22 protein-coding genes, 1 tRNA gene and 2 pseudogenes are annotated in these 24,528 nt (G+C 72.6%); 11 read left to right on the top strand and 14 right to left on the bottom strand.

The annotated features are described in order from the left end of the window. The coding region (locus DEP02_RS16475; protein ID WP_112468077.1) for a YfjP family GTPase at window positions 1-1,759 on the bottom strand (1,759 nt) is incomplete at its 3' end. Window positions 1,760-1,762: 3 nt separating this feature from the next. Continuing rightward, a complete protein-coding gene (locus tag DEP02_RS16470) occupies window positions 1,763-3,376 on the bottom strand; it encodes a dynamin family protein (RefSeq protein WP_112468075.1) in 1,614 nt (537 codons plus the stop codon). Between the two features lie 321 nt (window positions 3,377-3,697). Here DEP02_RS16470 and DEP02_RS16465 point away from each other — a divergent pair. Next, window positions 3,698-3,773: transfer RNA gene (locus tag DEP02_RS16465), tRNA-Arg, on the top strand. 176 nt (window positions 3,774-3,949) lie between these two features. Here the strand turns inward: DEP02_RS16465 and DEP02_RS16460 are convergent. Further along, the gene (locus DEP02_RS16460; protein ID WP_112468083.1) at window positions 3,950-6,634 is read right to left on the bottom strand and encodes a SpoIIE family protein phosphatase; all 2,685 of its coding nucleotides are present in this window, start codon (window positions 6,632-6,634) and stop codon (window positions 3,950-3,952) included. A 342-nt stretch (window positions 6,635-6,976) separates the two neighbouring features. Between DEP02_RS16460 and DEP02_RS34765 the strand changes: the two genes are divergently transcribed. Next, window positions 6,977-8,524, top strand: coding sequence for an alpha/beta fold hydrolase (locus DEP02_RS34765; RefSeq protein WP_232839152.1), 1,548 nt, complete (start codon window positions 6,977-6,979; stop codon window positions 8,522-8,524). 118 nt (window positions 8,525-8,642) lie between these two features. On the opposite strand, the gene DEP02_RS16445 is transcribed toward DEP02_RS34765, so the two are convergent. From DEP02_RS16445 to DEP02_RS16430, 4 genes are all read right to left on the bottom strand, one after another. Further along, complete coding sequence (locus DEP02_RS16445; RefSeq protein ID WP_112468073.1) at window positions 8,643-8,924, bottom strand: hypothetical protein; 282 nt, start codon at window positions 8,922-8,924, stop codon at window positions 8,643-8,645. 86 nt (window positions 8,925-9,010) lie between these two features. After that, window positions 9,011-9,277 carry a hypothetical protein gene (locus DEP02_RS16440; protein ID WP_112468072.1) on the bottom strand — a complete coding sequence of 89 codons (267 nt, stop codon included), beginning with the start codon at window positions 9,275-9,277 and terminating at the stop codon, window positions 9,011-9,013. A 252-nt stretch (window positions 9,278-9,529) separates the two neighbouring features. Continuing rightward, window positions 9,530-9,799: a hypothetical protein gene (locus tag DEP02_RS16435; RefSeq protein WP_112468071.1), complete on the bottom strand. Its 270-nt coding sequence runs from the start codon at window positions 9,797-9,799 to the stop codon at window positions 9,530-9,532. A 293-nt stretch (window positions 9,800-10,092) separates the two neighbouring features. Continuing rightward, the gene (locus DEP02_RS16430; protein WP_112468070.1) at window positions 10,093-10,365 is read right to left on the bottom strand and encodes a hypothetical protein; all 273 of its coding nucleotides are present in this window, start codon (window positions 10,363-10,365) and stop codon (window positions 10,093-10,095) included. Window positions 10,366-10,708: 343 nt separating this feature from the next. Here DEP02_RS16430 and DEP02_RS16425 point away from each other — a divergent pair, with 343 nt between their 5' ends. Further along, the gene (locus DEP02_RS16425) at window positions 10,709-10,978 is read left to right on the top strand and encodes a chaplin (protein WP_112468069.1); all 270 of its coding nucleotides are present in this window, start codon (window positions 10,709-10,711) and stop codon (window positions 10,976-10,978) included. 74 nt (window positions 10,979-11,052) lie between these two features. Here DEP02_RS16425 and DEP02_RS16420 read toward each other — a convergent pair. The 4 genes and pseudogenes from DEP02_RS16420 to DEP02_RS34760 form a co-directional block, all read right to left on the bottom strand. Beyond that, window positions 11,053-11,918, bottom strand: a pseudogene (locus DEP02_RS16420) (tyrosinase family protein). Window positions 11,919-12,023: 105 nt separating this feature from the next. Next, a pseudogene (locus DEP02_RS16415) lies at window positions 12,024-12,371 on the bottom strand (hypothetical protein); the annotation flags it as partial. A gap of 102 nt (window positions 12,372-12,473) precedes the next feature. Then, window positions 12,474-13,115 (bottom strand): hypothetical protein, encoded by a 642-nt coding sequence (locus DEP02_RS16410; RefSeq protein ID WP_112468068.1) that lies wholly within the window; start codon window positions 13,113-13,115, stop codon window positions 12,474-12,476. A gap of 266 nt (window positions 13,116-13,381) precedes the next feature. Next, entirely contained in the window at window positions 13,382-13,756 is a 375-nt protein-coding gene (locus DEP02_RS34760; protein WP_232839153.1) for a hypothetical protein, read from the bottom strand. Between DEP02_RS34760 and DEP02_RS16400 the strand changes: the two genes are divergently transcribed. Continuing rightward, a complete protein-coding gene (locus DEP02_RS16400; protein WP_232839151.1) occupies window positions 13,665-13,904 on the top strand; it encodes a chaplin in 240 nt (79 codons plus the stop codon). The two genes, DEP02_RS34760 and DEP02_RS16400, sit on opposite strands and share 92 nt — an antisense overlap. 140 nt (window positions 13,905-14,044) lie before the next feature. On the opposite strand, the gene DEP02_RS16395 is transcribed toward DEP02_RS16400, so the two are convergent. From DEP02_RS16395 to DEP02_RS34755, 3 genes are all read right to left on the bottom strand, one after another. Continuing rightward, entirely contained in the window at window positions 14,045-14,278 is a 234-nt protein-coding gene (locus DEP02_RS16395) for a hypothetical protein (protein ID WP_112468065.1), read from the bottom strand. A gap of 135 nt (window positions 14,279-14,413) precedes the next feature. Further along, a complete protein-coding gene (locus DEP02_RS16390; protein WP_112468064.1) occupies window positions 14,414-15,070 on the bottom strand; it encodes a hypothetical protein in 657 nt (218 codons plus the stop codon). Window positions 15,071-15,295: 225 nt separating this feature from the next. After that, window positions 15,296-15,538, bottom strand: a complete 243-nt coding sequence (locus DEP02_RS34755; RefSeq protein ID WP_438947766.1) for a chaplin — start codon at window positions 15,536-15,538, stop codon at window positions 15,296-15,298. Window positions 15,539-15,778: 240 nt separating this feature from the next. On the opposite strand from DEP02_RS34755, the gene DEP02_RS16380 reads away from it, so the two are divergent. From DEP02_RS16380 to DEP02_RS16350, 7 genes are all read left to right on the top strand, one after another. Beyond that, a complete protein-coding gene (locus tag DEP02_RS16380) occupies window positions 15,779-16,867 on the top strand; it encodes a DUF3344 domain-containing protein (protein WP_112468063.1) in 1,089 nt (362 codons plus the stop codon). Between the two features lie 65 nt (window positions 16,868-16,932). Then, window positions 16,933-18,285 carry a glycosyltransferase family 4 protein gene (locus DEP02_RS16375; RefSeq protein WP_112468062.1) on the top strand — a complete coding sequence of 451 codons (1,353 nt, stop codon included), beginning with the start codon at window positions 16,933-16,935 and terminating at the stop codon, window positions 18,283-18,285. Continuing rightward, window positions 18,282-19,709, top strand: coding sequence for an exopolysaccharide biosynthesis polyprenyl glycosylphosphotransferase (locus tag DEP02_RS16370; RefSeq protein WP_112468061.1), 1,428 nt, complete (start codon window positions 18,282-18,284; stop codon window positions 19,707-19,709). The genes DEP02_RS16375 and DEP02_RS16370 overlap by 4 nt, the downstream gene beginning before the upstream one ends. A gap of 5 nt (window positions 19,710-19,714) precedes the next feature. Continuing rightward, a complete protein-coding gene (locus DEP02_RS16365) occupies window positions 19,715-21,058 on the top strand; it encodes an O-antigen ligase family protein (protein ID WP_112468060.1) in 1,344 nt (447 codons plus the stop codon). Next, the gene (locus DEP02_RS16360) at window positions 21,055-22,743 is read left to right on the top strand and encodes a lipid II flippase MurJ (protein ID WP_112468059.1); all 1,689 of its coding nucleotides are present in this window, start codon (window positions 21,055-21,057) and stop codon (window positions 22,741-22,743) included. Before DEP02_RS16365 ends, DEP02_RS16360 begins: the two co-directional genes overlap by 4 nt. Next, complete coding sequence (locus DEP02_RS16355) at window positions 22,727-23,509, top strand: polysaccharide deacetylase family protein (protein ID WP_112468058.1); 783 nt, start codon at window positions 22,727-22,729, stop codon at window positions 23,507-23,509. The genes DEP02_RS16360 and DEP02_RS16355 overlap by 17 nt, the downstream gene beginning before the upstream one ends. A gap of 1 nt (window position 23,510) precedes the next feature. Continuing rightward, on the top strand, window positions 23,511-24,528 hold a 1,018-nt coding region (locus DEP02_RS16350), incomplete at its 3' end, for a glycosyltransferase (RefSeq protein ID WP_112468057.1).

Genomic DNA, 24,528 nt, shown 5'->3' with positions numbered 1-24,528 from the left:
CCGGGCGCGGCGGCCGCCCCGGGGGCAGCCCGGTCCGCGCCGCCAGGTCGTCCAGCGCCTCGGGCAGCCCCTGGGCGCCGCGTACGGCGGCCTCGCGCACCGCCTGCGCCCACGCCGGGGGCAGGCCGGCCGAGGCACGGTCGGCCACCGTGCGCACCGCCTGTTCGACGCGCTGCCGGGCGGTGGCCTCCTCGTCCGGCTGCGTGCGCAGCTGCAAGCGGCCGGTGGGCGGCTCGCGCAGGTCCTGGCACCACCGCCACAGCCGCAGCCAGGGCGTGCCGCACGCTTTGCCCGCGTTGCGCAGCCAGGCCCGTTCGGCCGCCTCGCCCGCCGCGGTGGCGCCCACCGCGTCCGCGAGCCGTGCCGCGAACTCCTCGCGCGCCTCCTCGCTGAGCCCGGCGCCCCGCCGGGTCGCGTACACGGGTCGCAGGCGCACCGCCGCGGCGTCCACGTCGGCCGAGATCCGCCGTGCCGCGGCCCCGCGTTCGGCCACGAACTGGCCGAGCGCCTCGCGCAGTTCGCCGACGCCGTCCCCGGTGAGCGCGGACACCGCGAGCACGGTCGCGCCCGGCTCCCCGTACTCGCCGAGCGCGACCCCGTCCTCGTCGAGCAGCCGGCGCAGGTCGTCCAGGACCTGGTCGGCGGCCTCGCCGGGCAGCCGGTCGACCTGGTTGAGGACGATGAACATGACCTCCGCGTGGCCGGCCATGGGCCGCAGATAGCGCTCGTGGAGGACGGCGTCGGCGTACTTCTCCGGGTCGACGACCCAGATGACGGCGTCGACGAGCGCGAGGATGCGGTCCACGTGCTCGCGGTGCTGCACGGCGGCGGAGTCGTGGTCGGGCAGGTCGACCAGGACCAGCCCGCGCAGCTGCGGGTCGGGGTCCGGGCCCTGCAGGGGGCGTCTGCGCAGCCGCCCCGGGATGCCGAGGCGGTCGATGAGGCTCGCCGCGCCGTCGCTCCAGCTGCACGCGATGGGCGCCGCGGTGGTCGGCCGGCGTACGCCGGTCTCCGAGATGGCCACCCCCGCGAGCGCGTTGAACAGCTGGGACTTGCCGCTGCCGGTGGCGCCCGCGATGGCGACGACGGTGTGCTGTCCGGAGAGCCGGCGCCGCGCCGCCGCCTCGTCGAGGACGCGGCTCGCCTCGGCGAGGGTGTCGCTGTGGAGCCGGGTGCGGGACAGGCCCACCAGTTCGCGCAGCGCGTCGAGCCGTGACCGCAGCGGTGGGTCGTACGCCAGCGGGGGCACCGGCAGCGGTCTGGAGGGCCTGGGCTCGACGGGCAGGAGGGGGGCGGCGCCGTTGGTGGCCGGCTCGGTGACGCGGCGCGCGATCAGCCCGTCGTCCCAGACGCCGTCGGATTCGGTACGGCCCGTGGTGCCGGCGTCCCTCGCGCGTGCGGGGCGGTCGTCGTGCCGCACGCGCGTGCGGGCGAGGGCGGTGTGCGTGGTCCCGCCGTGCTCCGCCGCCGCGGGAGCGGAGAGGCGGCGTTCCTCGGCGCTCCCCGGCTTCTCCGCGCTCCCGGGGCTTTCGGAGTTCCCGGGGTTCCCCGGCTGCTCCGCGCTCCCGGGGGTCCCGGGGTTCCCGGGGTTCCCGGGGTTCCCGGGCTCCGGCATGTCCTCGGCCGCCTGAAGGTGCTCGATCCTGTCCTCCCCTGTCCCCTGCCCGCTCGGCCTGTTGCCCTCGGTGACGACGGCGCCCTCCGTCTGCTCGGCGTGTTCCGTGTGTTCCGTTCGGTCATGGTCAGTGACGGCGGTCACCTGTCACCTCTCCTTCAGCAGTACGGACAGCGCGGCGATCAGTTCGGCCTGGGGCTCGGGGTGCACCTCGAGGGCGTCGAGCGGGGCCAGGCGCCGCTCGCGCTCCCTGTGCATCACCCGGTCCAGGAGCTCGGCGAGCAGCCGTCCGGCGCGGTCGCGCAGTCGCAGCGCCCCGTGCGCGCCGATCCGCTCGGCGAGCCCCTCGCCCGCGGACCGCGCCCGGCGGCCCCCCAGCAGCCCGGTGGCGGCCAGGGCGGCGACGACCTCCGGGTCCGGCGCGACGCTGCGCTCCAGCTCGCGCACCTCGTCCTCGGCCCACTCCTCGAGTTCGCGCCGCCACCGCCGTACGGCCAGCCCGATACGGTGCTCGGCGCTCTCCGGCGCCGGGTCGCGGTCGGCGAGTTCGGGGGCGGCGGCGGCCGGCTCGCGCCGCCAGGCCTCGTCGATGCGCTCGTCGGCGGCGGTGACCGCGCACAGCAGCAGGGCGCCGAGGCTCTCCACGAGCGCGTCGAGCAGTTCGTCGGCGGAGCAGTCCAGGGGGAAGGCGCGCCACCGCTTCAGGGCGTCCCCTGCGAGCACGGCGCCGGACTGCAGTCGGCCGCGCACGCGTGCGTACTCGCTGTCGTAGGCGCTGTCGACGGCGGAGGTGAGCCGCAGCGCGGCCGCGTACTGGGCGGCGGCGGCGCCGGCCAGCTCGGGCATCCGGGACTTCAGCGAGTCGAGCAGGCCGTGGGCCGTACGGGCCATGGCGTACTGCCGGGCGGCGGGGTCCTGGGCCTGGTGGACCAGCCAGGTGCGCAGCTGGGCGACGGCGGTGGCGGGCAGCAGGCCGCCGCCCCAGGCGGACTCGGGCAGCTCCGGCACGGTGAACCGCGGTACGTGGCCGAGCCCGGCCTTGGTGAGCAGCGCTCCGTACTGGCGGGAGACCTCGGAGACGACCTGGTGCGGCACCCGGTCGAGGACGGTCACGAGCGTGGCGTCGTACTCCTTGGCGGTGCGCAGCAGGTGCCAGGGGACGGCGTCGGCGTACCGGGCGGCGGTGGTGACCATGACCCAGATGTCGGCGGCGCAGATCAGCTCGGCGGCGAGGACGCGGTTGTCGGCGATCAGGGAGTCGACGTCGGGCGCGTCGAGCAGGGCGAGACCGGGCGGCAGGGTCTCGACGGTCTCCACGCGCAGGGTCCGCGAGGAGTCGCGCCCGTGCGTCAGCGCGCCGTCCGCGGGGCCGGGTTCGTCCCGGGGCATCCACACGCGCGTGAGGTGGGGCAGGACGCGCATGCCGCTGAACCAGTGGTGGTCCTCCGGATGGCAGACCAGTACCGGGGTGCGGGTGGTCGGCCGCAGCACGCCGGCCTCGCTGACCCGCCGTCCGACAAGGGAGTTGACCAGGGTGGACTTTCCGGCGCCCGTGGATCCTCCGACGACCGCCAGCAGCGGCGCCTGGGGCTCTCTGAGCCGGGGCACCAAGTAGTCGTCGAGCTGGGCGAGCAACTCGTCACGGTTGGCACGCGCGCGTGGAGCCCCTTCCAGGGGCAGCGGGAAGCGTGCGGCGGCGACACGGTCGCGCAGGGCGGAAAGTGTGTCGAGCAGTTGAGGCCGTACGTCCAAGGTCACCACATGCGAAGAATGCCCAATTTTAGGGGAATTCTGAAGCATATGAGCATGTACGCGCGCCGACGGAACACAAGGGACGGAAAGGATGACTGGGACGCGGGCAGGCTCCAGGCATAACGAGTGCACAACACCAGGTGCGCCGGACGTCAAAAGCGATGCACGATTCGTACCTGCCTGCGATTATCAGGACCGCTTCACTGAACCTCCACATTGAGCCACGGAGGCGAAGCGGCAGGGACATGGATCCGGGAGCCCTATCCTTGTCCCCGGCGACGTCAGGGATCAGCCCGCACCCGGGCACCAGGACAGAGGCCACCACACCAGGCCCCCGTAGCTCAGTGGATAGAGCAGGCGCCTTCTAAGCGCTTGGCCGCAGGTTCGAGTCCTGCCGGGGGCGCCACGCGACTCTCCGCCGGAATGGCGAATTCCCCGCCGGTCGGACCGGGCGCATCCGGCCCCGCAGAGCAACGGGGCCCGTCCGGCCTTGTGGAGCAACCGGAAAACCGCGGACAACTCACCCGTCCGGCCGAGTGAATCCACCGTCCCTTCAGAGTCCGTGCCGGGCCGGGGCCGGTGTCACAGGGTGACGTCGGCCCACTGGGCGAGCGGGTCGTCGGCGGTGCCGCCGGGTTCCGCCTCCGGGCCGCCGCCGTGCAGGGGCTGTTCGGTCCAGATGACTTTGCCGGTGGGGGTGTAGCGGGTGCCCCAGCGCTGGGCGTAGCGGGCGACGAGGAACAGGCCGCGGCCGCCCTCGTCGGTGGTGGCGGCGTGACGCAGGTGGGGGGAGGTGCTGCTGCCGTCGGCGACCTCGCAGATCAGGTGGCGGTCGCGGATGAGACGGACGTGGCGGGGGGCGCTGCCGTAGCGGATGGCGTTGGTGGCCAGTTCGCTGAGGATGAGTTCGGTGGCGAAGGCGGCGTCGGCCAGGTTCCAGGTTTCCAGCCGGGCGGTGGCGGCGGCGCGCAGGCGGGCGACGGCGGCGGGGTCGGGGGGCAGGTCCCAGTGGGCGACCTGGTCGGGGCCCAGGAGGCGGGTGCGGGCGACCAGCAGGGCGATGTCGTCGCCGGCGTGGTCGGGGGGCAGGGCCTGCAGGACGGCCCGGCAGGTCTGTTCGGGGGTGCGGTCGGGGTGGGCGAGTGCGGCGCGTAGCAGGTCCAGGCCGGTGTCGAGGTCGCGGTGGCGGTCCTCGACGAGTCCGTCGGTGTACAGGACCAGGCGGCTGTTTTCGGGCAGGTGCAGCTCGGTGCACTCGAAGGGCAGGCCGCCCACGCCCAGGGGCGGGCCGGCGGGCAGGTCGGGGAGGGTGACGGTGCCGTCGGGGCGGACCAGGGCGGGCGGCGGGTGGCCGGCCCGGGCCAGCGAGCAGACGCCGGAGGTCGGGTCGTAGATGACGTACAGGCAGGTGGCGCCGGTCAGGCCCTCCTGGCCGCCCTCGGCGGTGCGTTCCTGGTCCAGGCGGGCCACCAGGTCGTCCAGGCGGGTCAGCAGCTCCTCGGGGGACAGATCCAGGGTGGAGAAGTTGTGCACGGCGGTGCGCAGCCGGCCCATGGTGGCCGCGGCGTGCAGGCCGTGGCCGACCACGTCGCCGACGACCAGGGCCACCCGGGCCCCGGACAGTTCGATGACGTCGAACCAGTCCCCGCCCACCCCGGCGCGGGCCGGCAGGTAGCGGTAGGCCACCTCAAGGGCGTCCTGCTGGGGCAGGGCGCGTGGGAGCAGGCTGCGCTGCAGGGCGACGGCCATGGTGTGCTCGCGGGTGTAGCGGCGGGCGTTGTCCAGCGCCACCGCGGCGCGGGCGGCCAGCTCCTCGGCGAACGGCACGTCCTCCGCGCCGAACGGCTCCGTGGGCCGGGTACGCCAGAAGTCCACCGTGCCCAGCACGGTGCCGCGGGCCCGCAGCGGCACCGCGATCAGGGAATGAATGCCCTGCTCCAGGACGCGCCGGGCGTGCTCGGGGTCCGCGGACTGCCATGCGTGCGCGGCGTTCAGGTCCGCCTCGAGCACCGCCCGGCCGCCTTCCAGGCACCGTGCCTGGGGCGAGCCGGGAGCGAAGCGGATCAGCTCACCCACCGGTATCAGCGGCCGGCCCGCGCCGGTGCCGCTCACCGCCGCACGACGCAGGGCCGTCCCCGCTCCGGCCAGTTCCTCGCCGCGCAGGACCCCCTCGGCCAGCTCCACGGTGACACGGTCGGCGAAGCGCGGAACCGCCACATCCGCCAGCTCCTGCGCGGTGCGGGTCACCTCCAGGGTGGTGCCGATGCCCACCCCGGCGTCGTAGAGGAGTTTCAGCCGCTCGCGCGCCACCTCCGCCCGCCCCGTCAGCGCCCGCAGCTCGGTGGTGTCCCGCAGCGTCACCACCGAACTGCGGGCCTGGCCGCCGTAGGGGGCGGTGGGCCGCTTGTTGACCGCCAGCAGCCGGTCGGCGCTCAGGTGCACCTCGTCGCTGGCCGCGCGCTGCGAGGTCAGCAGCCCGGCCAGGCCCGTCGCCAGCGGCAGGCCGGCGATGCTGCGCCCCTCCACGTCTGGGGGCAGGCCCAGCAGCTGGCGGGCCTCGTCGTTGGCCAGCAGCAGCCGCCCGTCACCGCCGACGATCAGCACCCCCTCGCGCACCGCGTGCAGCACCGCGTCGTGGTGGTCGTACATCCGCGTCATCTCCACCGGCCCCAGCCCGTGGGTCTGGCGCAGCAGCCGCCGGCTCACCAGCGCCGTGCCGCCCGCGGATACCGCCAGCACCCCGGCCCCCGCCCCCAGCAGCAGCGGAAGCTGCCGGGCCGCCGTGCCCGTCACCTTCTGCACCGTGATACCGACCGCCACCGTGCCGACGGCCGTGCCGTCGGCCCGGGTGACGGGGGCGTACGAGACCACCGTGCGCCCCTGGGTGGTCTCGCGCGTCCGCGTCGTGGGTGAAGACGGCGGTATGCCGGAGCCGGGGACGTGTTTGCCGATGAGGGCCGGATCGGGATGGGTGTAGCGGATCCCGTCCTTGGAGTACACGACGACAAGGTCGACACCCGTCCCCTTCATGACCTTCTCGGCCAGGGGCTGCAGCTCCGCGGTGGGGTGGGGGCCGGTCATGGCCCTCAGCGTCCCAGGGGCGTACGCCAGCGTCTCGGCGACGTCCAGGGACCGCTGCCGGGCCTCGGTCGTGCTGTCCCGCCGGGCCTGGAGCACGAGGGCCACCAGCGCCACGACGATGACCAGCACCACCACCAGCACCTGCAGCAGGAACACCTGCCCGGCGACACTGCGCACCCCGAACAGGGACCGCAGCCAACCCACGGGCGGCGTCGGCCTCGCGCCTTCCCCGTCGTCCTCCCGGGGCCGCCGGTTCGCGGATCGGCGGATCTGTGCGAGCACTTCTCCATTTTGCGCCCTGCTGCCCGGTCGGCATTCGGGGCGATCGACAGGGGGGACAGTCACCCGGCCGCGGCCCCACGATTTTCAACGGCGTTGCACCAGAAGCAACGCATCCGGCTTGCCGTACGCCCGTGAGAGGCACAGTGGCGGCTGCGGTGGCAGGCCGGGCGGTGGTTCCCGCAGGCCGACGGCGAGTCGGGCAAGCGGTTCGGCAACGAGACCATCCGCATCAGCCCCGACGGTGAGGTGAGCATCCGGCTTCCGGCGCCGCCGGCCAACGCGCCCCACGGCCGGTACGTGCTCACCTGCCGCGTCGCCTTTCGCCACCGGGGCGGGCAGTGGGCCGACCGCGTCGCCGCCGGCCGTGCAGTGGCCCACCGCCTCCACTACGACACGGGCCGCAACCGCTGGTACGCGACCGCCTCCTGGCAGAACCCGCCGGCCCGGACGGTGCTACTGGAGGCCGTCCGTGCGGGCGGGCTGGCCGGGGTGGACATGAACGCCGACCCCCTGGCCGCCTGGCGCCTGGCTCCTGGCTCCTGGCTCCTGGACGAGCACGGCAACCCCGCCGGCGAACCCCACCGCTTCGACCATCAGCTGACCGGCACCGCACGGCACCCCGACGCCCAGGTCCGCCATGCCCTGATCCATCTGCTGCACCGGGCCGCCCGCCACGGCCTGGCCCTGGCCATCGAGGACCTGGACTTCGCCGCGGACAAGATCCGGGAGAAGCACCGTGACGGCCGTTCTCCGGGAGCCGCGCGATCCACGGAATCTCCTCAGGATCGCCCACAGATGCGTGGTTACGCCCGTTTGGTAGAACTTCTGGTAATCATGGGATGGTTCGCCACTATTCCCTCTTTCCCGGAGTCATCCATGCGCACTGCCGTCACCACTGCCGAGGAACGGAGCCTCGTCTTCGAGGGTTTCGCGTACGAGTGCCGCATCGTCCCCCAACCCTCCCCCCGCACCGATCCGTTGGTACTGCTCGGCGGCTCTTCCCAGAACAGATACTCATGGCAGGGGCACGAGAAGTGGCTGGCTCCGCTGTGCACGCTGATCACCGTGGATCTTCCCGGTTACGGTTCTTCGGACTTCCTACCCGCGCACTACGGCATCGACTTCCTCGCCGCCGCGGTCCGGCACATGCTGGTGGAGATCGAGGCGCCGCGGGTGAACCTCTTCGGCGGCTGCTTCGGCGAAGTCGTCGCTCTCCGCTTCGCGCAGCTGTATCCCGATTTCGTCAGCCGCATCGTCTTCTGCGGCGCCGCCAAGCGTCTCCCCGGGATCTACGTCGACGCCGTACCACGCCTGTCGCGCGCGCTGGAACGCGGCGAGATCGCGCAGGCCGCCGACGGGTTGGTGCGGATGTTCATGTCGAACCCCGGCGCCGGCCAGGTCCGTAGGCACGCGGCCGTGACACGCCTGCTGCACCGGCAGTTCATGAACCAGACGCCGGACGAGCTCAGTAAGGCGCTCGAGCACAACACCAGGCTGACCACGCACGGTTGTTACGAGCCCCTGCCCGTACCGGACGTGCCGTCCCTGGTGTTCACCGGGGAGTACGACACCCTGTGCACCCCGCAGATGGGCCGCGAGGTCGCCGCGGCGATGCCCTCGGCACGGTTCACGACGATCAAGGAAGCCGACCACCTGGTCACCGTCGAACGCATGCAGGAGGCCGCCGATCTGATCGGCCGTTTCTGCACCGACCGCCCCATCGACGACCTGCCGTACTGCAACGTCGTCGAATCGCTGTGCGCGGACTCCGTTCCCGCGCCGCGGCGCCACTGAGCGCATAAGTCAAATGGCCGGGACCCGATGATGGGTCCCGGCCATTTCCGTCCGCGGGGCCGGGTTTACGCGACGGGTACCGAGGTGGACCCGGGCTCCGCGACTGCTTCGGTGGCAGTCAGGACTGCTTGCCGGGGACGGACGCGCCGCTGACACACGCGATCTGACCGCTCACAGCGGGGCAGCTCTGCGTGGAATGGTTGATGACGGTGATGTTCCCGCGCTTGTCGGTGGTGACCTGGTACTCGCTCACCTGCACGCAGCGCCGGTTGCCCATGCCGTCGTCGGTGCACTTGCCGGCGTTGTCGCCGGCGAAGGACTGAACGGCACCGGCGCCGATGAGGGCGAAGCCCCCCAGGACGCCCACTGCCGCCGCCGCGATCTTCTTCGAGTTGAGCATCTGTCTTTTCCTTTACAGTCGGCCCCCGTTGCCGGGACTCGGCACCGGTCGGGACTCAAGGGCTGTCTGGATCACCCGGCGAGTGATCACCTGCCGACGGGGACAGCCTGCGTGCAGTTCACCGAGGTGCGCTGGCTCTGGTCGTTGGTCTGCAGGCCCAGGATGTTGATGGCGAGGTTGAGGCGGTCGATGTTGATGAGCCCCCAGGTCGTCCTGTTCGCTGAGCACGTCTGGTTCTGCTTGAGGTCGGCCGCCCTCGCGTCACCGTCCGCAGCGTGGCCGACGCCAGCGCCCAGGAAGCTGACACCGCCGAGCATGGCCGCGGCGACAGCTGCCCTCTGGTACTTGCGCATGACTTCTCCTTCTTGAGTTGACACAGCTCGTAACGAGCCAACAACCGACAGTTGGCAACTGTAGGGGACCTTTGCGGCATTCGGTAAACGAAACACTCAAGGGAACGATTTCGCCATAGCGGTACAATCTGATGTTTTTATGCGTGCGCCCGGCGCCCGGCCGACGCGGGGAGGCCAAGGCCAAACGACAGGCCCCGGGACTCGGACGCCTGGTCCGAGTCCCGGGGCCTGCTCAGATCAGCTGATCGGCGATCAGCGACCGATGGTGAAGAGCTGGGTGCAGGTCACCGACGTACGCTTGCTGTGGTCGTTGAGCTGCAGGCCAAGGAGGTTCACCGGGATGTGGTTGTGGCCGAGCACGCTGGCGCCCGTCATGTTCGACTCGTCCGCCGAGCACGACTGGTTCTGCTTGTTCTCCAGCTTGAACTTCCCGTCGTCGTCAGCCTGGCTGACGCCCGCGCCGAGGAAGCTGACGCTGCCGAGCATCGCCACGACCACTGCCGCCCTCTGGTACTTGCGCATTACCTCTCCGTTTCTCGTGTCAACACAGTCCGCAATGGACCGGTCACTGACAGTTGCAGACTCTAGGTGATGCCTGCGTCTTTTGACGGGAGAAACGCTGGGGCTTGAGATTCGAAAAATCGCAGCACCCGGCACTTCTCCGCACACATCGGGCGGCAGGTCCGCGCAGCCACATCCACCGCCACGCGCCGGCCGCCGGAGGCGCCAGCACTCGCTGAAGCCAAAGAATGGGCCCCGGGGTTGGAGCGATGCGACCGGAACCCCGGGGCCTGCCTGGAACAGCCGATCGGTGGTCAGCGACCGATGTTGAAGAGCTGCGTGCAGACCACGGAGCGGTGCTCACTGTGGTCGTTGTGCTGCAGACCAAGGGCGCCCACCGGGATGTGGTTGCGGTCAACCAGGCCGAAACCGTGCTTGCCCGACTTGTCCGCCGAGCACATCTGGTGCTGCTTGTTCTCCAGCTTGATCTTCCCGTGGTCCTCGCCGGCCTGACTGACGCCCGCGCCGAGGAAGCTGACGCTACCGAGCATGGCCGCGACGACTGCGACCCTCTGGTACTTGCGCATTACCTCTCCGTTTCTCGTGTTGACACCGTCCGTGACGCTCTGGTCACCGACGGCTCTCAATGTAAGGGATCTTTCGCGCGCTCTCCACGAGAAACGCACGATTGAGCATGTTTCCTGAAAAAGTATGTTCTGACACGAAGTCAGCCCGGACGGGGCGGCACCCCGGTGACGACGGGCGGCCAGACGACGGGCGGCCAGGAGCAGGAGCCGCGCTCGTCCGGTGAAGCCCCTGCCCAGGGGTGATATGAGGACATACGCCGTAACTGGCGCTGGATCGTCGCGTTGAGGAAGGAGTGCGGTGGCGCCTGATGCTGCCGCCTTACCAAGTCACAAGGAGAAGATGATGTCTCTCATCGCGAAGGCGGGGATCGTCACACTCGGCACGGGCGCTGTCGTCCTCAGTGGGGCCGGTCTCGCCGCGGCGGGGGCCGTCGCCGAGGGCGCGGCCATCGGCTCGTCCGGTCTGGCGTCCGGCAATGTGGTCCAGGTACCGATTCACGCGCCGATCAACGTGTGCGGCAACACCGTCAACGTGGTTGGCCTTCTCAATCCGGCCGTCGGCAACGTCTGCAAGAACGGCGTCCACCACAAGAAGCACGGTCACCACAACTGACATCTGCCGAGCCGGCGAAGAGCCCCGACGCGATCCAGCGCCGGGGCTCTTGCCCTGTGTGAACGTGCGTCAGCTCATGCGTACCGGTGGATCCGGCCGACGTCCTCCAGTTCGTCCGAAGTCACGTCCCACGGCGGCAGTTTCTGGTGCCGGGCCACGATCCGGTTGTGCTGCCCGTCGCCGGGTCCCGGTGGTGTCGCGGGGAGGCGGCCGGCCCAGCGGTGCCGGCGCTGCCGGCGGTACCACTGCAGGTCGACGAAGGCGTGGTGCAGCCAGAAGACGGGGTCGTTGACGGAGGCCGCGCCGAGCATGGCGCCGCCGACCCAGCAGTGCACCCGGTTGTGGTTGCGCCAGGAGGCGGCGCCCCTACCGGTGCCCCGGTCCCCAGCTTGTCGCGGAAGCCCCGGGTCATCCTCAAGTCACAGGGCCCCACGTCGTAGGCGGGGTCCTTCAGGGCCGACTCCAGCTCGTCCTTCGTGGGCAGGTCGATCGGGTCGCGGCTGCGGCCGAGGTCCCTGGTGAGGAACTCCCCGTCGGTCACAACCTCCTTGATGACCCAGTCGCCCTCGGAACAGGCGAACGGGCCGGTCATCACCTGCCGGTCGGAGCGGCGCCCGTTGCCGCCGAGGAGGTCGGCGGTCCAGGGCACGGAGGTGGTCGTACGGTCGCGGGTTCAGTCCCAGTAGGGCACGGTCACCGAGGAGTCCACCCGGCGCAGCGCGCGCTCCAGGTCGAACAGGAACCGGCGGTGCCAGGGCAGGAAGGAGGGCGCCATGCGGGCGGTGTGCAGTCCGCGATCGCCGTCGGAGGAGAAGTACGCGATGTACATCTGCACGAACTCGTCGTACTCGCCGTGCCGTTCGAACTCCAGCAGTGCCCTGACGAACCGGTTCCGCTCGGTCTTCGTGAGCGTGGCGGTGTCCTTGCACACGTACGCCATGGCGGTCCCCCATGTGACGGTGTGCCGCGCCCGCCGGGCCCTGAGCCGGGTCGCGCAGTCGACCATGCTCAGCCAGGTGCCATCTGCGTGGCGCATCAGGTGCAGCGGGCGGCCGTCGGCGGGGACGTCCCACCGGTCGTCCTCGGTCGTGCCGCGGGCGGGAGTTCGCACGCCCCGAATGCGGCGGCCGCGGCAGGTCTGGTCGAAGGCGGTGCCACCACGGGCCTCCTCGGGTGCGGGACCCGAGCGCGAGGGCCGGGAGGCGGCGACCGCCGGGGCCGGTGCGGCGGCGAACACGCGCAGGCGAGCAGACCTCGCGCCGTGTCCCGCCGGGTTCTGCCCGCCGGGTCCGGACGCATCGGGCTCGGGGCTTTCCTCTCGGCACCCGCCGGTGCTCCGCCGCTGCTGACGACCATGCTCCACTCCTCGTTCGGTTCGGTTGTCCGTGGCCATGACCGCCGAACGCCGCGCGGCCGGAGAAGTGATCGTGCGCACGGAGAAACGGCCCTCGGATTCTGCCGAGGGCCGTTTCTCCGTGCGGCGTGAATCCCCGCCCTACATCACGAAGGTGCCGCGCACCGGCTTGATGTCGTTCACCGCGGCCGCGGCCTCCCTCGCCGTGGGGATCAGCGAGCTGCGGCCGTTCACGGCGAAGGGGACCCTGGTGGTCAGGCCGCCGCTGAAGTCGCTGGTCGCCAGGTCGGGGCCGTGCTGGGCCTCCGGGGCACTCTGGGCCATCGGGGCGCTCTGCACCGCCGGAGCACTCTGCATCATCGGAGCGCTCTGCGGCATCGGAGCGCTCTGGGCCATCGGGGCACTCTGCGGCATCGGGGCACTCTGCATCACCGGGGCACTCTGCGGCATCGGGGCACTCTGGGCCATCGGAGCACTCTGCACCGCCGGAGCACTCTGCGGCATCGGAGCGCTCTGCGGCATCGGAGCACTCTGGGCCATCGGAGCACTCTGCACCGCCGGAGCACTCTGCATCATCGGGGCACTCTGGGCCATCGGAGCACTCTGCACCGCCGGAGCACTCTGCATCATCGGAGCGCTCTGCGGCATCGGAGCGCTCTGGGCCACTGGAGCACTCTGGCCGTCGGGCGCGCCCTGCGCGATGGGGGCGGCGAACGCGGGCGCGCCGACGCCGGCGGCGATCAGGGACCCGGCAACGACGGCGGCAGCCTTCAGGGACTTCATCGTGTTCCTTTCTTCGGCGACGCGGATCGCCGGAGGGGGTTGTGTCGCCGTGCCCAACGAGCTCCGGCCGGAGCGGAAACCGGGGCCGCCGAAGATCGCGACTCCTCATATGAGATCCCCGAACAACCGGGCCCCGGGACGCAACAGGGCCGGAAGGGAGCGGGTGAAGGAGAGGAGCGGCAACGGTCGTGGTGCCGCCCCGGAAGGCCGGCACTACAACCACCGCGAGCGGGAGACGTGCCGTATGCCGTGTGCCGCTATGCCGCTCACGAGGCCGACAGCGGCACTGACGCCGGCAGCGTGATCGCGGGGAGCGTAACGGCCGGCACCTCGGGCACCGACGTCGATGCGGCCGTACCGGGCTGTGCCGGCGTGGCGGACGGCGTCGCCGTCGACAGCTCGCCGTCGGTCAGCGTGGTGGTGAAGTCGATCTCGTCGGTCAGCAGGTCGGTGACCGAAGACAGCACCTGGTCGATGCCGTCGGAGCCGGAGGTGATCGACTGCACCGGGCTGTCGACGGACTTCTCCACGGCCTCCAGCGCGTCGTCCGTGACGTCGGCGGCGCGCCGCTCGGGCACCCGGGGCTCGGTGACGACCCGGTGCGGGGCGAGCAGCGCCGCGCCCGGGGTCGGGTCCGGCAATGTGGTCCAGGTCCCGGTGCACGTGTGCGACAACACCGTGACGGTGATCGGCACCCTCAACCCGGCCATCGGCAACGTCTGCGAAAACCACAACCACAAGTCAGGGCGGCCACGGCGACCGGCGTCCGGTTCGTCGCCGCCTCCATGAAGGAGCGCCGGCGCACTCCAGGTGCCGGGGCTCTCCCCATGAACAGGGCCGCACACGTCCCACGGCGGCGGGGCGAGGAAGACGTGAGCCGACCCCCGTGGTCCGTCGAGGGCCGGCTCCGTACGACTGACGACGTGGTCTCAGTGCTTCAGCGGCAGACCGCCGAGCAGCGCCTTGTGGTCGTTCAGCGTGTTCGTGGTGTCCTTCACCGTGTGGAGCGCCGAGTCCTTGCTCTCGGTGTTGAGCATGTCGGCCGACCCGGTTTTCAGGGGCTTCAGGTCCAGGGGGCCACTGGTGCCGGCGAACGCGGGCGCGGCGGCACCGGCGGCGACCAGGGATCCGGCAACGACGGCAACAGCCTTCAGGGACTTCATCGTGTTCCTTTCTTCGGCGACGCGGATCGCCGGAGGGGGTTGTGTCGCCGTGCCCAACGAGCCCCGGCCGAGGTGGAAACCCAAGGCGCTGAAGATTCGCGAGTTCTCATACGAGTTCTCGTATGAGAGCGACGCTCACTCCTCCGGTGGCAGGTCGATCGCGGGGAGCGTGGTGGCCGACACCTCGGCTTCCGGCGTGGTCGGCGTACTGGACGGTTCCGGCAGGGTGCTGTCGGTCAGCGCGGCGGTGACGAAGTCGTGCACGTGGGCCAGCAGCTCGTCGACGTACGCGAGCACCTGGTCGACGTCGTCGGAGACAATCGACTCCACCAGGCTGTCGATGTCCTTTTCCATGGCCTCCAGCGTGTCGTCGGCGGCATCGGCGGCGCGTCGCTCGGACGTCGCGTGCGATGCCTTCGGCACGGCCGAGGCTGCCGGAGCCTTGGCCGTCCTGGATGCCTTGGATGCCTTGGATGCCTTGGGCGACTTGGCCAGCGCGCGCTTGGCGGCGTCGCCCAGCTTCCTGGCCTCGGCATCGGACAGCCGGCCGCCGTCCCCCTCGAGCGCGGCGTTCAGCAGATCGGCGACCGGGGTGAGGCCGCTCCCGGCGGATTGGAGTTCCCTGGCCTGCGCGCGCAGCGCGCCGGCGCTGGGAAGCGGCGCGTCGGGCGACGCCACGTGGCCGCGCTCGCGGGCCGGGGCGGCCGCCATGGCGACGGGCCCCGCGATTCCGACCAGGAGAGCGGCGCACAGCGCACCGGACGCGATGCGCCGTGCGGACAGAACACGCATGGGGATTCCTTTCGATGGGCGTCGGATCCTGAGCCCACCGTGGAAGCGCCCCTGGCCGCCCGCAACCGGTCATGCACCCCTCTGGCCCTCCCCCCTTTCCCCCGGTTGCCCATCCTGCCTCATGAGACGGACGCGGACCGGCCGCACCGGCACCCGCCCGGGGGAACGACACCGCGGCCGCCCTCCTGGCGGGGAGGGCGGCCGGGTCGAAGGACGGCGCGGACGTCAGTAGTTGACGCAGGTGTTGCCGAGCGCCGGGTTCAGCGGACCGGTCCCATGGTTGGTGTTGCCGCAGACGTTGACCGGGATGCGGATCGGGATCCGGACGACGTTGCCCGACAGCACGCCCGGAGAGTGGGTGGCGGCCCCTTGACGCGGCCGCCGGCGGAGGTGAGGGCCAGGCCCTTGGTGACACGCGACGTGGAGAGGCGCTCCTTGGAGTTGGCTTCTTGACGCCCGAGACGAAATGCCCGGCTCCGTGTCAACGCACGGCACCTGCCCGAGTTGCGCCCCCAGTGAGGTGACCCCTGGAAAAGTAAGATCATTCACGATTCCGACACATTTGTCGCTTTTCGTAGGAGTTCGCCAGGTTTCCTCTGGTTGGTGACTACTGTTGCACACCTTCCGACAGATCCCTCCAGGCAGGCGCATCGCACAGATGTCGCTGCCTGCCACCGACATCTGCTTTTCGAAAGGGCGACGACAGTCATGCGCCATTCCCTGGGTCCGCTGCTTCGCCGTGCGACGGTGGGCACCGTCGCCCTTGCCGCGCTGTGGGTGCCCGGCGGCTCCCCGGCTGCCGCACCGGCCGCACCGGAGGCGTCCGGCATCACGTTCGGCCGGCGCTACCACGCCCTCCAGCACGGCGGCATCGTGCGCGCGGCCAACGTCTCCGCCACCTGCCGCACCACCCCGGGAGCACCCTCGTGCGAGGACGTGCAGAGGGGCGCGCGAGGGGTGAACGGCGACTTCGACATGTTCTACGTCGACGTCGACGACGATCCGAACACCTACAACTCCTCCCGTGCGGAGGTCCGTCTGCCGGCCGACTCCCGGGTGACGTACGCGCGCCTGTACTGGGGCGGCAACCTGCGCGTGGGCGAACAGAAGCCGCCGGAGGACAACGGGCGCGTGCTGTTCGCCGAACCCGGCGGGGCGTACAAGGAACTCCTCGCCGACACGGTCGTCGGACACCGCGTGGCGGACGGCGCCGACGCCTTCCAGGCCTCTGCCGACGTGACCAGGCAGGTGCGGGAGAGCGGTCCGGGCCTGTACACCGTGGCACAGGTCAACGTGGCGGCCGGGAAGTCGGCGGCCGGCTCCTGGGGCGGCTGGACGCTGGTGGTGGCGTACGAGAATCCGGCGGAGCCGCTGCGCAACCTCGCGCTCTGGGACGGCTTCGCCCCGCTGAAGTCCCGCGGGGCACAGCAGATGCGGCTGCGCGGCCTGCGCTTTCCGGCGGGCGCGGGAGGCGTCGCCGGACTGGTGGCGTACAACGGCGACCGCGGCACCACCGGCGACTCCTTCACCCTGACGGCCGATCAGAACGGGTCCACCAACCTCTCGAACCCCGCCAATCCCGCGGACGACGTCCTGAACTCCACCATCAGTGACCCCGGGACCGCCCCCACGGCGCGTGTGCCGGCGTACGCCCACACCCTCGGCTACGACTCCGACGTGTTCGAGCTCGCCGGACACCTGCGACGCGCCGGTGACGAGGCGACGTTCAGGCTGCGGTCCCAGCGGGACACGGCGTGGGCCGGTGTGCTCTTCGCCGCCATCGACGCCCGGCAGTGACCGCGTAGCCCTCCCCCTCCCCTCCCCCCGTCCCAAGTGTCTTCGTCAGTGAGGAAACCGCTCCCATGGACCTGACCCCCACCGGCTCCCGGCCGCGGGTCCTGCACCTCACCCAGCCCGTGGACGGCGGGGTCGCCCGCGTCGTCACGGACCTGGTCCGCGCCCAGTCGGCGGCCGGTCTGGACGTGACCGCGGCCTGCCCCGACAGCGCGCTCACCGAGCGGCTGCGGGCGCTCGGCGCGGACGTACGTCACTGGCAGGCGACGCGGTCGCCGGGCCCGTCGCTGGTGCGGGAGGTACGGCACCTGTCGCGGCTGATCGACGAGGTGCGGCCCGATCTGGTGCACGCGCACAGCGCGAAGGCCGGGCTCGCCGGGCGGCTCGCGGTGCGCGGGCGGATTCCGACGGTCTTCCAGCCGCACGCCTGGTCGTTCGAGGCGGTCGGCGGGACCACCGCGGCCCTCGCGCTCCGGTGGGAGCGGTGGGGGGCGCGCTGGGCCGCACGGGTGGTGTGCGTCAGCGAGGCGGAACGCGTCACCGGCGTGCGCGCCGGGATCGACGCCCGGTTCACCGTCGTACCCAACGGCATCGACCCCGAGCGTTTCCACCCGGCCGACACCACCACCGCGCGGGCCGGGCTCGCGCCGCTCGCCGGCCTCGGCCCGGCCGCCCCGCTCGTGGTCTGCGTGGGGCGGCTGTGCCGGCAGAAGGGGCAGGACGTGCTGCTGCGGGCCTGGGACGCCGTCGTGCGCGAGGTGCCCGGCGCCCGTCTCGCCCTGGTCGGCGACGGGCCGGACGACGGCCGGCTGCGCGAACAGGCCCCGCGGTCCGTGCTGTTCGTAGGAGCGGTCCCCGACGCCTGCCCCTGGTACCAGGCCGCCGACCTCGTGGTCCTGCCGTCCCGCTGGGAGGGCATGGCGCTGGCGCCGCTGGAGGCCATGGCCTGCGGGCGGCCCGTGGTGGTCACGGACGTCGACGGTGCCCGCGAGAGCCTGCCGCCCTTCTTCTCCGACCGGTGCCTGGTCCCGCCTGAGGCCCCGGCGGAGCTGGCCGGAGCAGTCGTGAAACTGCTGCTCGACCCGCAACTTTGCGCGTCGCTCGGCGCCGAGGCCCGCCGGCACGTGCTGGCCACCCACGACGTGCGGCACACCGCCGAGGCGGTCGCGGACGTCTACCGCGACCTGCTCGGCCCATGGCCCGCCGCCGAAAGGGCGGCTCTGTCCACAGCGGCCGGGCGCGCGAGGGCTCGCGGCGCCGAGAGCCCCGAACAAGACGGGAGTCCGATCAGCGAGCCGGGCGCCCGCTTCGTTCGGGGCTGCGAGCACGGTCGGCCGCTCGACCCAGGCTGTGACGCCGGGGTGAACCAGGCGGCACAGCGTGTCCAGCCCACCGAGCACAGGGAGTCGAAGCACTCGTGACCGCGGAATCCACCGTCCCCTCACCCGGCGTACCCCCACACGACCACCCGTCCTCACCGGTCTCGGTCATGCCGCCGCGCGGCACCGCCACCGGTTTCCCGTTCCCCGCCGCACGGCCTCCGGCACGGTCGGCCTCGCCGGTGCCGCTGCTCGTCGCGGACGGTGTCGCCGCCCTGCTGGGCGTCCTGGCGCTGTCCGGGGCCGAACGCCACCCGCTGGTCGTCGCCCTGCTCGTCGTGGCGTCGCTGCTGCTGCGCCCGCGCGCCGGCAGACCGCCGGTACCGGCGCTGCTGGAGGAACTGCCCGCCGTATGGGGCCGTGTCACGGTGGCCTGGCTGGCGCTCGCGGCGCTGGTGGCGGCGTACCGGCCGGAGCACCCCCTGTCCCTGCGCACCGTGCTGACGGGCCTCGCCCTGCAGGCGGCGGCGGGCTGCGCGCTGCGCGGCGTCGTGTACATGCGCCGACGCGCCGCGCTGCTGCGCCATCCGCACACGGCGCTCCTGATCGGCCCCGTGGCGACCGCGCAGCGCGTGGCCGCCGCCGTGCTGCGTCACCCCCGGTGCGGTGTGCGGCCGGTGGGGATCGTCGCCGACCAGCCGGACGGCTCCGAGGGTCTGCCGGTGCTGACGACCGCCGAGGAGGTCATGCGCGCGGTCATCCAGAACGGGGTGCGGGCGGTGCTGGCCGTCCACCCCTCGGGGCGCGCCGAACAGGAGCCGCTGCTGCGGTCGTTGGCCGCGTCGGGGTGCGTGGTGTGGGAGGTCGACCCGCACTGCCCGTCGTACGCGTCGAGGGAGCGGCTGGCCGGGTTCCCCTGCCGGCGTCTGGACCTGTCCCCGGCGCGCCGCGAGGGCGTGGGCAGGCGGATGCTCGACATCCTGGTGTCGGGAACGCTGTTGCTGCTGGTCAGCCCGCTGCTGCTGGTGTGTGCGGCGGTGCTGCGGATCAGTGACGGGCCGGGTGTGGTGTTCCGTCAGGAGCGCATCGGCAAGAACGGAAAGCCATTCACGCTGCTGAAGTTCCGTACCCACCGCCCGGTCGACGAGCACGAGTCGGCGACCCGGTGGAGCGTGGCGAACGAGAACGAGATGCGCCGGTTCTGCCGGATGCTGCGGCGCACCTCGCTGGACGAGCTGCTCCAGCTGTGGAACGTGCTGCGGGGCGACATGAGCCTGGTCGGACCGCGGCCCGAACGGCCGTACTTCGTCGCGCAGTTCAGCCAGACCTACCCCGGTTACGCGACCCGTCACCGGATGCGGGTCGGGCTCACCGGCCTCGCCCAGATCCACGGGCTGCGCGGCGACACCTCGATCGAGGACCGCAGCCGGTTCGACAACGCCTACATCGACGACTGGTCGCTGTGGCAGGACGTCTGCATCCTGTTGCGCACGGCGGCCGCGTTGGTACGTCCCACGGGGAGCTGAGCGACGTGAGCCTCGCCCTGACAGCGCCCTGGCGCCGGACCGCCGCGCTGACGCCGGTCCTGCCCGCGGTGGCCGTGGTCGTCCTGCTGGCCCTGCCACCGGCCCCGGCCGGCGCGGGGCCCGCCGACGTGGTCTCCGGGCTGATGGTGGTGTACTGCCTGGTCCGTCTGGTGCGCGACCGGCGGCGTCCGCTGTCCCCCGTGGCGGCCGTGGTGCTGGGCCTGCCGGTGGTGGGGCTCGCGCTCGCCGCCATGGGGGCCACCTCGACGGCGGCCGGGTTCGACGGCCTCGGCCGCTATCTGCAGATCTTCGTACTGGTCCCGGCGGCGGTGCTGCTGCTGCTCCGCGACCGGGCCGACTTCCGGCTGCTGGCCTGGTCGTTCGTGGGGCTCGCGCTGTGGCAGGGGGCCCTCGGCGTGTACCAGTACGTCACCGGGACCGGCGCCTCCTACCAGGGCGAGGAGATCCGGGCGGTCGGCACCTTCGGGGCGCACGACGTGATGGGCATGGCGACGGCGGTCGCGCTCGGCCTGGTGTGCGCGGTCGGCATCGCGCTGGGCCGGGTGCCGGTGCGTCAGCGGGCGGCCGCCGCCGGCTGCGCGCTGCTCCTGCTGCTGCCGCTCGCGCTGTCCTTCAGCCGGGGCGCCTGGATCGCGACCGCCCTGACGTGCGCGGTGCAGCTGGTGCTGGCCGGGGTGCGGCGCGCGCTGAAGGCGGTCGCGGTCCTCGCCGCGGCGGGGGTGGTCCTGGTGGGCGGGTTCGGTGTCGGTACGGCGCTGCTGCAGGAGCGGATCGACTCCATCGCGCGGGTCGCCGACGCCCCCGACTCCTCCGTGGTCGACCGGTACACCCTGTGGGCGTCCGCCACCGGCATCTGGCGCGAGCACCCGCTGACCGGCGTCGGTCTGAAGGCCTTTCCCGAGTACCGCGACGGGCACGCCGGCCTGGCGCTGTCGTCGGGCTCCGAGATCGCGGGCGCCGGGGCGGAGTACCAGCGGCAGCCGCTGCTGTCACCGCACAACATGTATCTGCTGGTGCTGAGCGAGCAGGGCCTGATCGGGCTGCTCGGGCTCGCCGGGAGCTGGCTGGCGCTGCTGGTGTGCGCGCTGCGCAGGCTGTGGCGCACGCGCGAGCGCGGACCGGTGCCCGCCTGCGCGCTCGTCGCCTGCGGACTGCTGCTGTGGATGCTGACCGACTTCGTCTACGGGGACATCGGCGGCCCCTCGACCGTGCTGACCGGCATGGCCCTGGGGCTGGTGGCGTGGTGGGCGCTGGCCGGCGGTGAGCGCGAGGACGCCGTGCCACGGGGTGCGGTGCCCGAGCGGGTCGAGGAGGCCGTGGCGCGATGACGGTGAAGCCTTCGCACACCCCCGGACCCGCGACCGGCGGCGCGACGACCGTGCCCCCGGCGCGTTCCGCCGCCACGGCCGTGGAGGGCTCCGAGGCGACCTCGGCGTCCCGGAAGTTCCTCGCCCGGGCCACGCTCGTCACGGCGTCGCTGTCGATCGCCGGCTCCCTGCTCGGCCTGGTGCGCGACCAGGCGCTGGCGCGGCTGTTCGGCGCGGGCAGCGACACGGACGCCTTCCTGGTGGCGTGGACGGTGCCGGAGTTCGCCGCCACGCTGCTCATCGAGGACGGGCTGGCGCTGGTGCTGATCCCGGCGTTCAGCCTGGCGCTGGCCCGCCGCTCCCGGGGCGCCGCCGGCGACCCGGTCCGCGCCCTGGTGTCCTCCACCCTGCCCCGGCTGTGCCTGGCCCTGGCCGCGGTGGCCGCGCTGGTCGCCGGCGGGGCTCCCTACCTGGTGCGGGCCCTGGCACCCGGCCTGCCCGACCCCCACCTCGCCGCCGACTGCACCCGGCTCACCGCGACCTGCGTGCTGTCCTTCGGGCTCGCCGGGTACTGCAGCGCCGCCCTGCGCGCGCACCGCCGCTTCTTCGCGCCCGCGGCGATCTACGTCGCCTACAACACCGGCATCGTCGCCGCGATGTTCCTGTTCGGCGCGCGCTGGGGCGTGCGCTCCGCGGCGGTCGGGGTCGCGGCGGGCGGCCTTCTGATGGTGGCGGTGCAGGTCCCCTCGCTGTGGCGGCAGCTGACGTCGCGCAGGCCGGCGCCCCGTCCGGCCGGCGAGGACATCGAGCCGCGGCCGGTGCAGGTCGCCCTGGTCGCCGCCGTCCTCCTGTTCGCCCTGTGCCGGCAGTCGCAGGTCCTCGTCGAACGCTTCCTCGCCTCCACCCTGCCCGCCGGGGCCATCTCGCACCTGAACTACGCGCAGAAGGTCGCCCAGATCCCGATGACGCTGTCGCTGATGCTGTGCACCGTCACCTTCCCGGTGGTCTCCCGGGCGCTGGCGGAGGGCGACACCGAACGGGCCCGCAGCCGGGTGGAGCGGGATCTGGCACTGGCCTCCTGCCTGGTCCTGCTGGGCATGTGCACGGTGATCGCCTGTGCCCCGCAGATCACCGAACTGCTCTTCCAGCGCGGCGCGTTCACCGCGGACGACACCGCCGCCACGGCGGCCGTCATGCGGGTGTACGCCCTCGGGCTGCTGGGCCAGACCCTGGTGGGCGCCCTGGTGCGCGGCTACTTCTCGGCGGGCCGGCCCAGCTGGTACCCGGTCGGCGCGATGACCGCCGGCATCGCCGTGACGTCCTGGGCCGGCGCCGCGGCCGTGGCCCCCTGGGGCGTGGCGGGCATCGCCGCCGCCAACGCCCTCGGCATCACCGTCACGGCCGCGCTGCTGCTCGCCGGTCTGCGCGCGGGCCGGCAGAGCGAGCCCCACAGCCTCTCGATCCGTGTCCGGCGGGTGCTGGCCGAGCTGAGCAGGCCCGTGCGCGCCGCGATCGTCGCCACCGTCGCCGGGGCGTTCGTCGCGAGCCGGCCGGACTCCCCTGCGGCGGGCCTGACGGCCGGCTGCCTGACCGTGATCGCCGTCTTCCTCCCGCTCACCTGGGCCCTGGGTGACCAGGGCTGCGCCTCCGCACTCCGCTCCGTACGCACCGTCACACGAAGGCTCACACATGGTCGCTTCCGTTGATTCCGCCGGCACCGGTGACCTCCCCGTCACCGGCAGGTTCTCCGTCCCGCGCCCCGGTCCGCTGCCGTGGGTGGCGATGTACCACTCGGTGGGCGACTGCTCCGACGACCCGTACCGCATCACGGTCACACCCGAGCGGCTCGGCCTGCAGCTGGCCTGGCTGCGCCGGCGCGGGCTGCGGGGCGTGTCCGTCGCCGAACTGCTGGCCGCCCACTCCCGGGGCGAGGGGCGGGACCTGGTCGGGCTCACCTTCGACGACGGGTACGCCGACTTCGTCACCGACGCCCTGCCGCTGCTGCGCCGCTGGGGCTGCCGCGCCACCCTGTTCGCCCTGCCCGGACGGCTCGGCGGCGACAACGCCTGGGACCCGCTCGGCCCGCGCAAGCCGCTGCTGACCGCGGACGGCATCCGGCGCGCGGCCGCCGAGGGCATGGAGATCGGCTCGCACGGCCTGACCCACGTCGACCTGACCAAGGCGGACGACCTCACCCTGAAGACCGAGCTCGTCGAGAGCCGCGCGCTGCTGGAGGAGCTGACCGGCGTCCGCGTCGACGGCTTCTGCTACCCGTACGGCACCATCGACGCCCGCGCCGTCGACGCCGTACGGGAGGCGGGATACGCCTACGCCTGCGCCATCGACCCCGGCCCGCTCACCGGCCCGCACGCCCTGCCGCGGGTGCACGTCGGCCAGAACGACACCTCCTGGCGCCTGTACCTCAAGCACCGGCTGCACCGGCTGCGGCGGCGTCCGGTGGAGGGACTGTGACATGAAGGTCCTGCACATCATCACCGGCCTCGGCGTCGGCGGGGCGGAGCAGCAGCTGCGTCTGCTGCTGCGTCACCTGCCCGTCGACTGCGACGTGGTGACGCTCACCAACCCCGGCACGGTCGCCGAGGGCCTGGCCGCCGACGGCGTCCGCGTGACGCACCTGGGCATGGGCGGCAACCGCGACCTGACCGCGCTGCCGCGCCTGGTCCGGCTGATCCGCGCCGGCGGCTACGACCTGGTGCACACACACCTGTACCGGGCCTGCGTGTACGGCCGGCTCGCCGCCCGTCTCGCCGGGGTCCGCTCAGTCGTCGCCACCGAGCACTCCCTGGGCGACTCGCAGATGGAGGGCCGCCGGCTGACGGCGGGGGTGCGCGCGCTGTACCTCGCCAGTGAGCGCCTGGGCTCGGCGACGGTCGCCGTCTCCCCGACGGTGGCCGACCGCCTGAAGCACTGGGGCGTGCCCGCGCCCCGTATCGAGGTCATCCCGAACGGCATCGACCTGGACCGTTTCCGCTTCGACCGCCGGCGGCGCGAGGACACCCGCAGGCGCTTCGGCCTGCCCGAGGACGCGTACGTCGTCGGCGGGGTCGGCCGGCTCACCCCGGGCAAGCGGTTCGACGTCCTCGTCCACGCGCTCGCCCGGCTTCCGGACGACTGCCGGCTGCTGCTGGTGGGCGGCGGCCCCGAGGAGCAGACCCTGCGCCGTACCGCCCACGAGGCCGGTGTGGCCGGGCGTGTCCTGTTCACCGGCGAATGTCCCTACCTCCCCGACGGCTCCTCCGGCCCCGACCTGCCCTCGCTCACCTGTGCGATGGACCTGCTCGCGTCCCCGTCCACGGAGGAGGCGTTCGGCCTGGCGGCCGTGGAGGCGCTGGCCTGTGGCCTGCCCGTGCTCTACGCCTCCTGCCCGGCCATCGAGAACCTGCCGCCGCCCGCCGCCGCCCGCCGCGTGCACGGCGGCCCCGAGGCGTACGCCCGCGCGATCGCCGAGGTCCGCGCGGCGGGCCCCGGGC

The organism is Streptomyces triticisoli (assembly GCF_003270085.1).
Taxonomy (GTDB): domain Bacteria; phylum Actinomycetota; class Actinomycetes; order Streptomycetales; family Streptomycetaceae; genus Streptomyces; species Streptomyces triticisoli.
This window is presented reverse-complemented; position numbering and strand designations above follow the sequence as displayed.

Bases quoted from the DNA above. Each gene is read 5' to 3' on its own strand.
- DEP02_RS16375 (WP_112468062.1), top strand. From the start codon at position 16,933: ATGGACCTGACCCCCACCGGCTCCCGGCCGCGGGTCCTGCACCTCACC.
- DEP02_RS16390 (WP_112468064.1), bottom strand. From the start codon at position 15,070: ATGCGTGTTCTGTCCGCACGGCGCATCGCGTCCGGTGCGCTGTGCGCC.
- DEP02_RS16440 (WP_112468072.1), bottom strand. From the start codon at position 9,277: ATGCGCAAGTACCAGAGGGCAGCTGTCGCCGCGGCCATGCTCGGCGGT.
- DEP02_RS16410 (WP_112468068.1), bottom strand. From the start codon at position 13,115: ATGAAGTCCCTGAAGGCTGCCGCCGTCGTTGCCGGGTCCCTGATCGCC.
- DEP02_RS16355 (WP_112468058.1), top strand. From the start codon at position 22,727: ATGGTCGCTTCCGTTGATTCCGCCGGCACCGGTGACCTCCCCGTCACC.
- DEP02_RS16380 (WP_112468063.1), top strand. From the start codon at position 15,779: ATGCGCCATTCCCTGGGTCCGCTGCTTCGCCGTGCGACGGTGGGCACC.
- DEP02_RS16395 (WP_112468065.1), bottom strand. From the start codon at position 14,278: ATGAAGTCCCTGAAGGCTGTTGCCGTCGTTGCCGGATCCCTGGTCGCC.
- DEP02_RS16435 (WP_112468071.1), bottom strand. From the start codon at position 9,799: ATGCGCAAGTACCAGAGGGCGGCAGTGGTCGTGGCGATGCTCGGCAGC.
- DEP02_RS16360 (WP_112468059.1), top strand. From the start codon at position 21,055: ATGACGGTGAAGCCTTCGCACACCCCCGGACCCGCGACCGGCGGCGCG.
- DEP02_RS16425 (WP_112468069.1), top strand. From the start codon at position 10,709: ATGTCTCTCATCGCGAAGGCGGGGATCGTCACACTCGGCACGGGCGCT.
- DEP02_RS16430 (WP_112468070.1), bottom strand. From the start codon at position 10,365: ATGCGCAAGTACCAGAGGGTCGCAGTCGTCGCGGCCATGCTCGGTAGC.
- DEP02_RS16445 (WP_112468073.1), bottom strand. From the start codon at position 8,924: ATGCTCAACTCGAAGAAGATCGCGGCGGCGGCAGTGGGCGTCCTGGGG.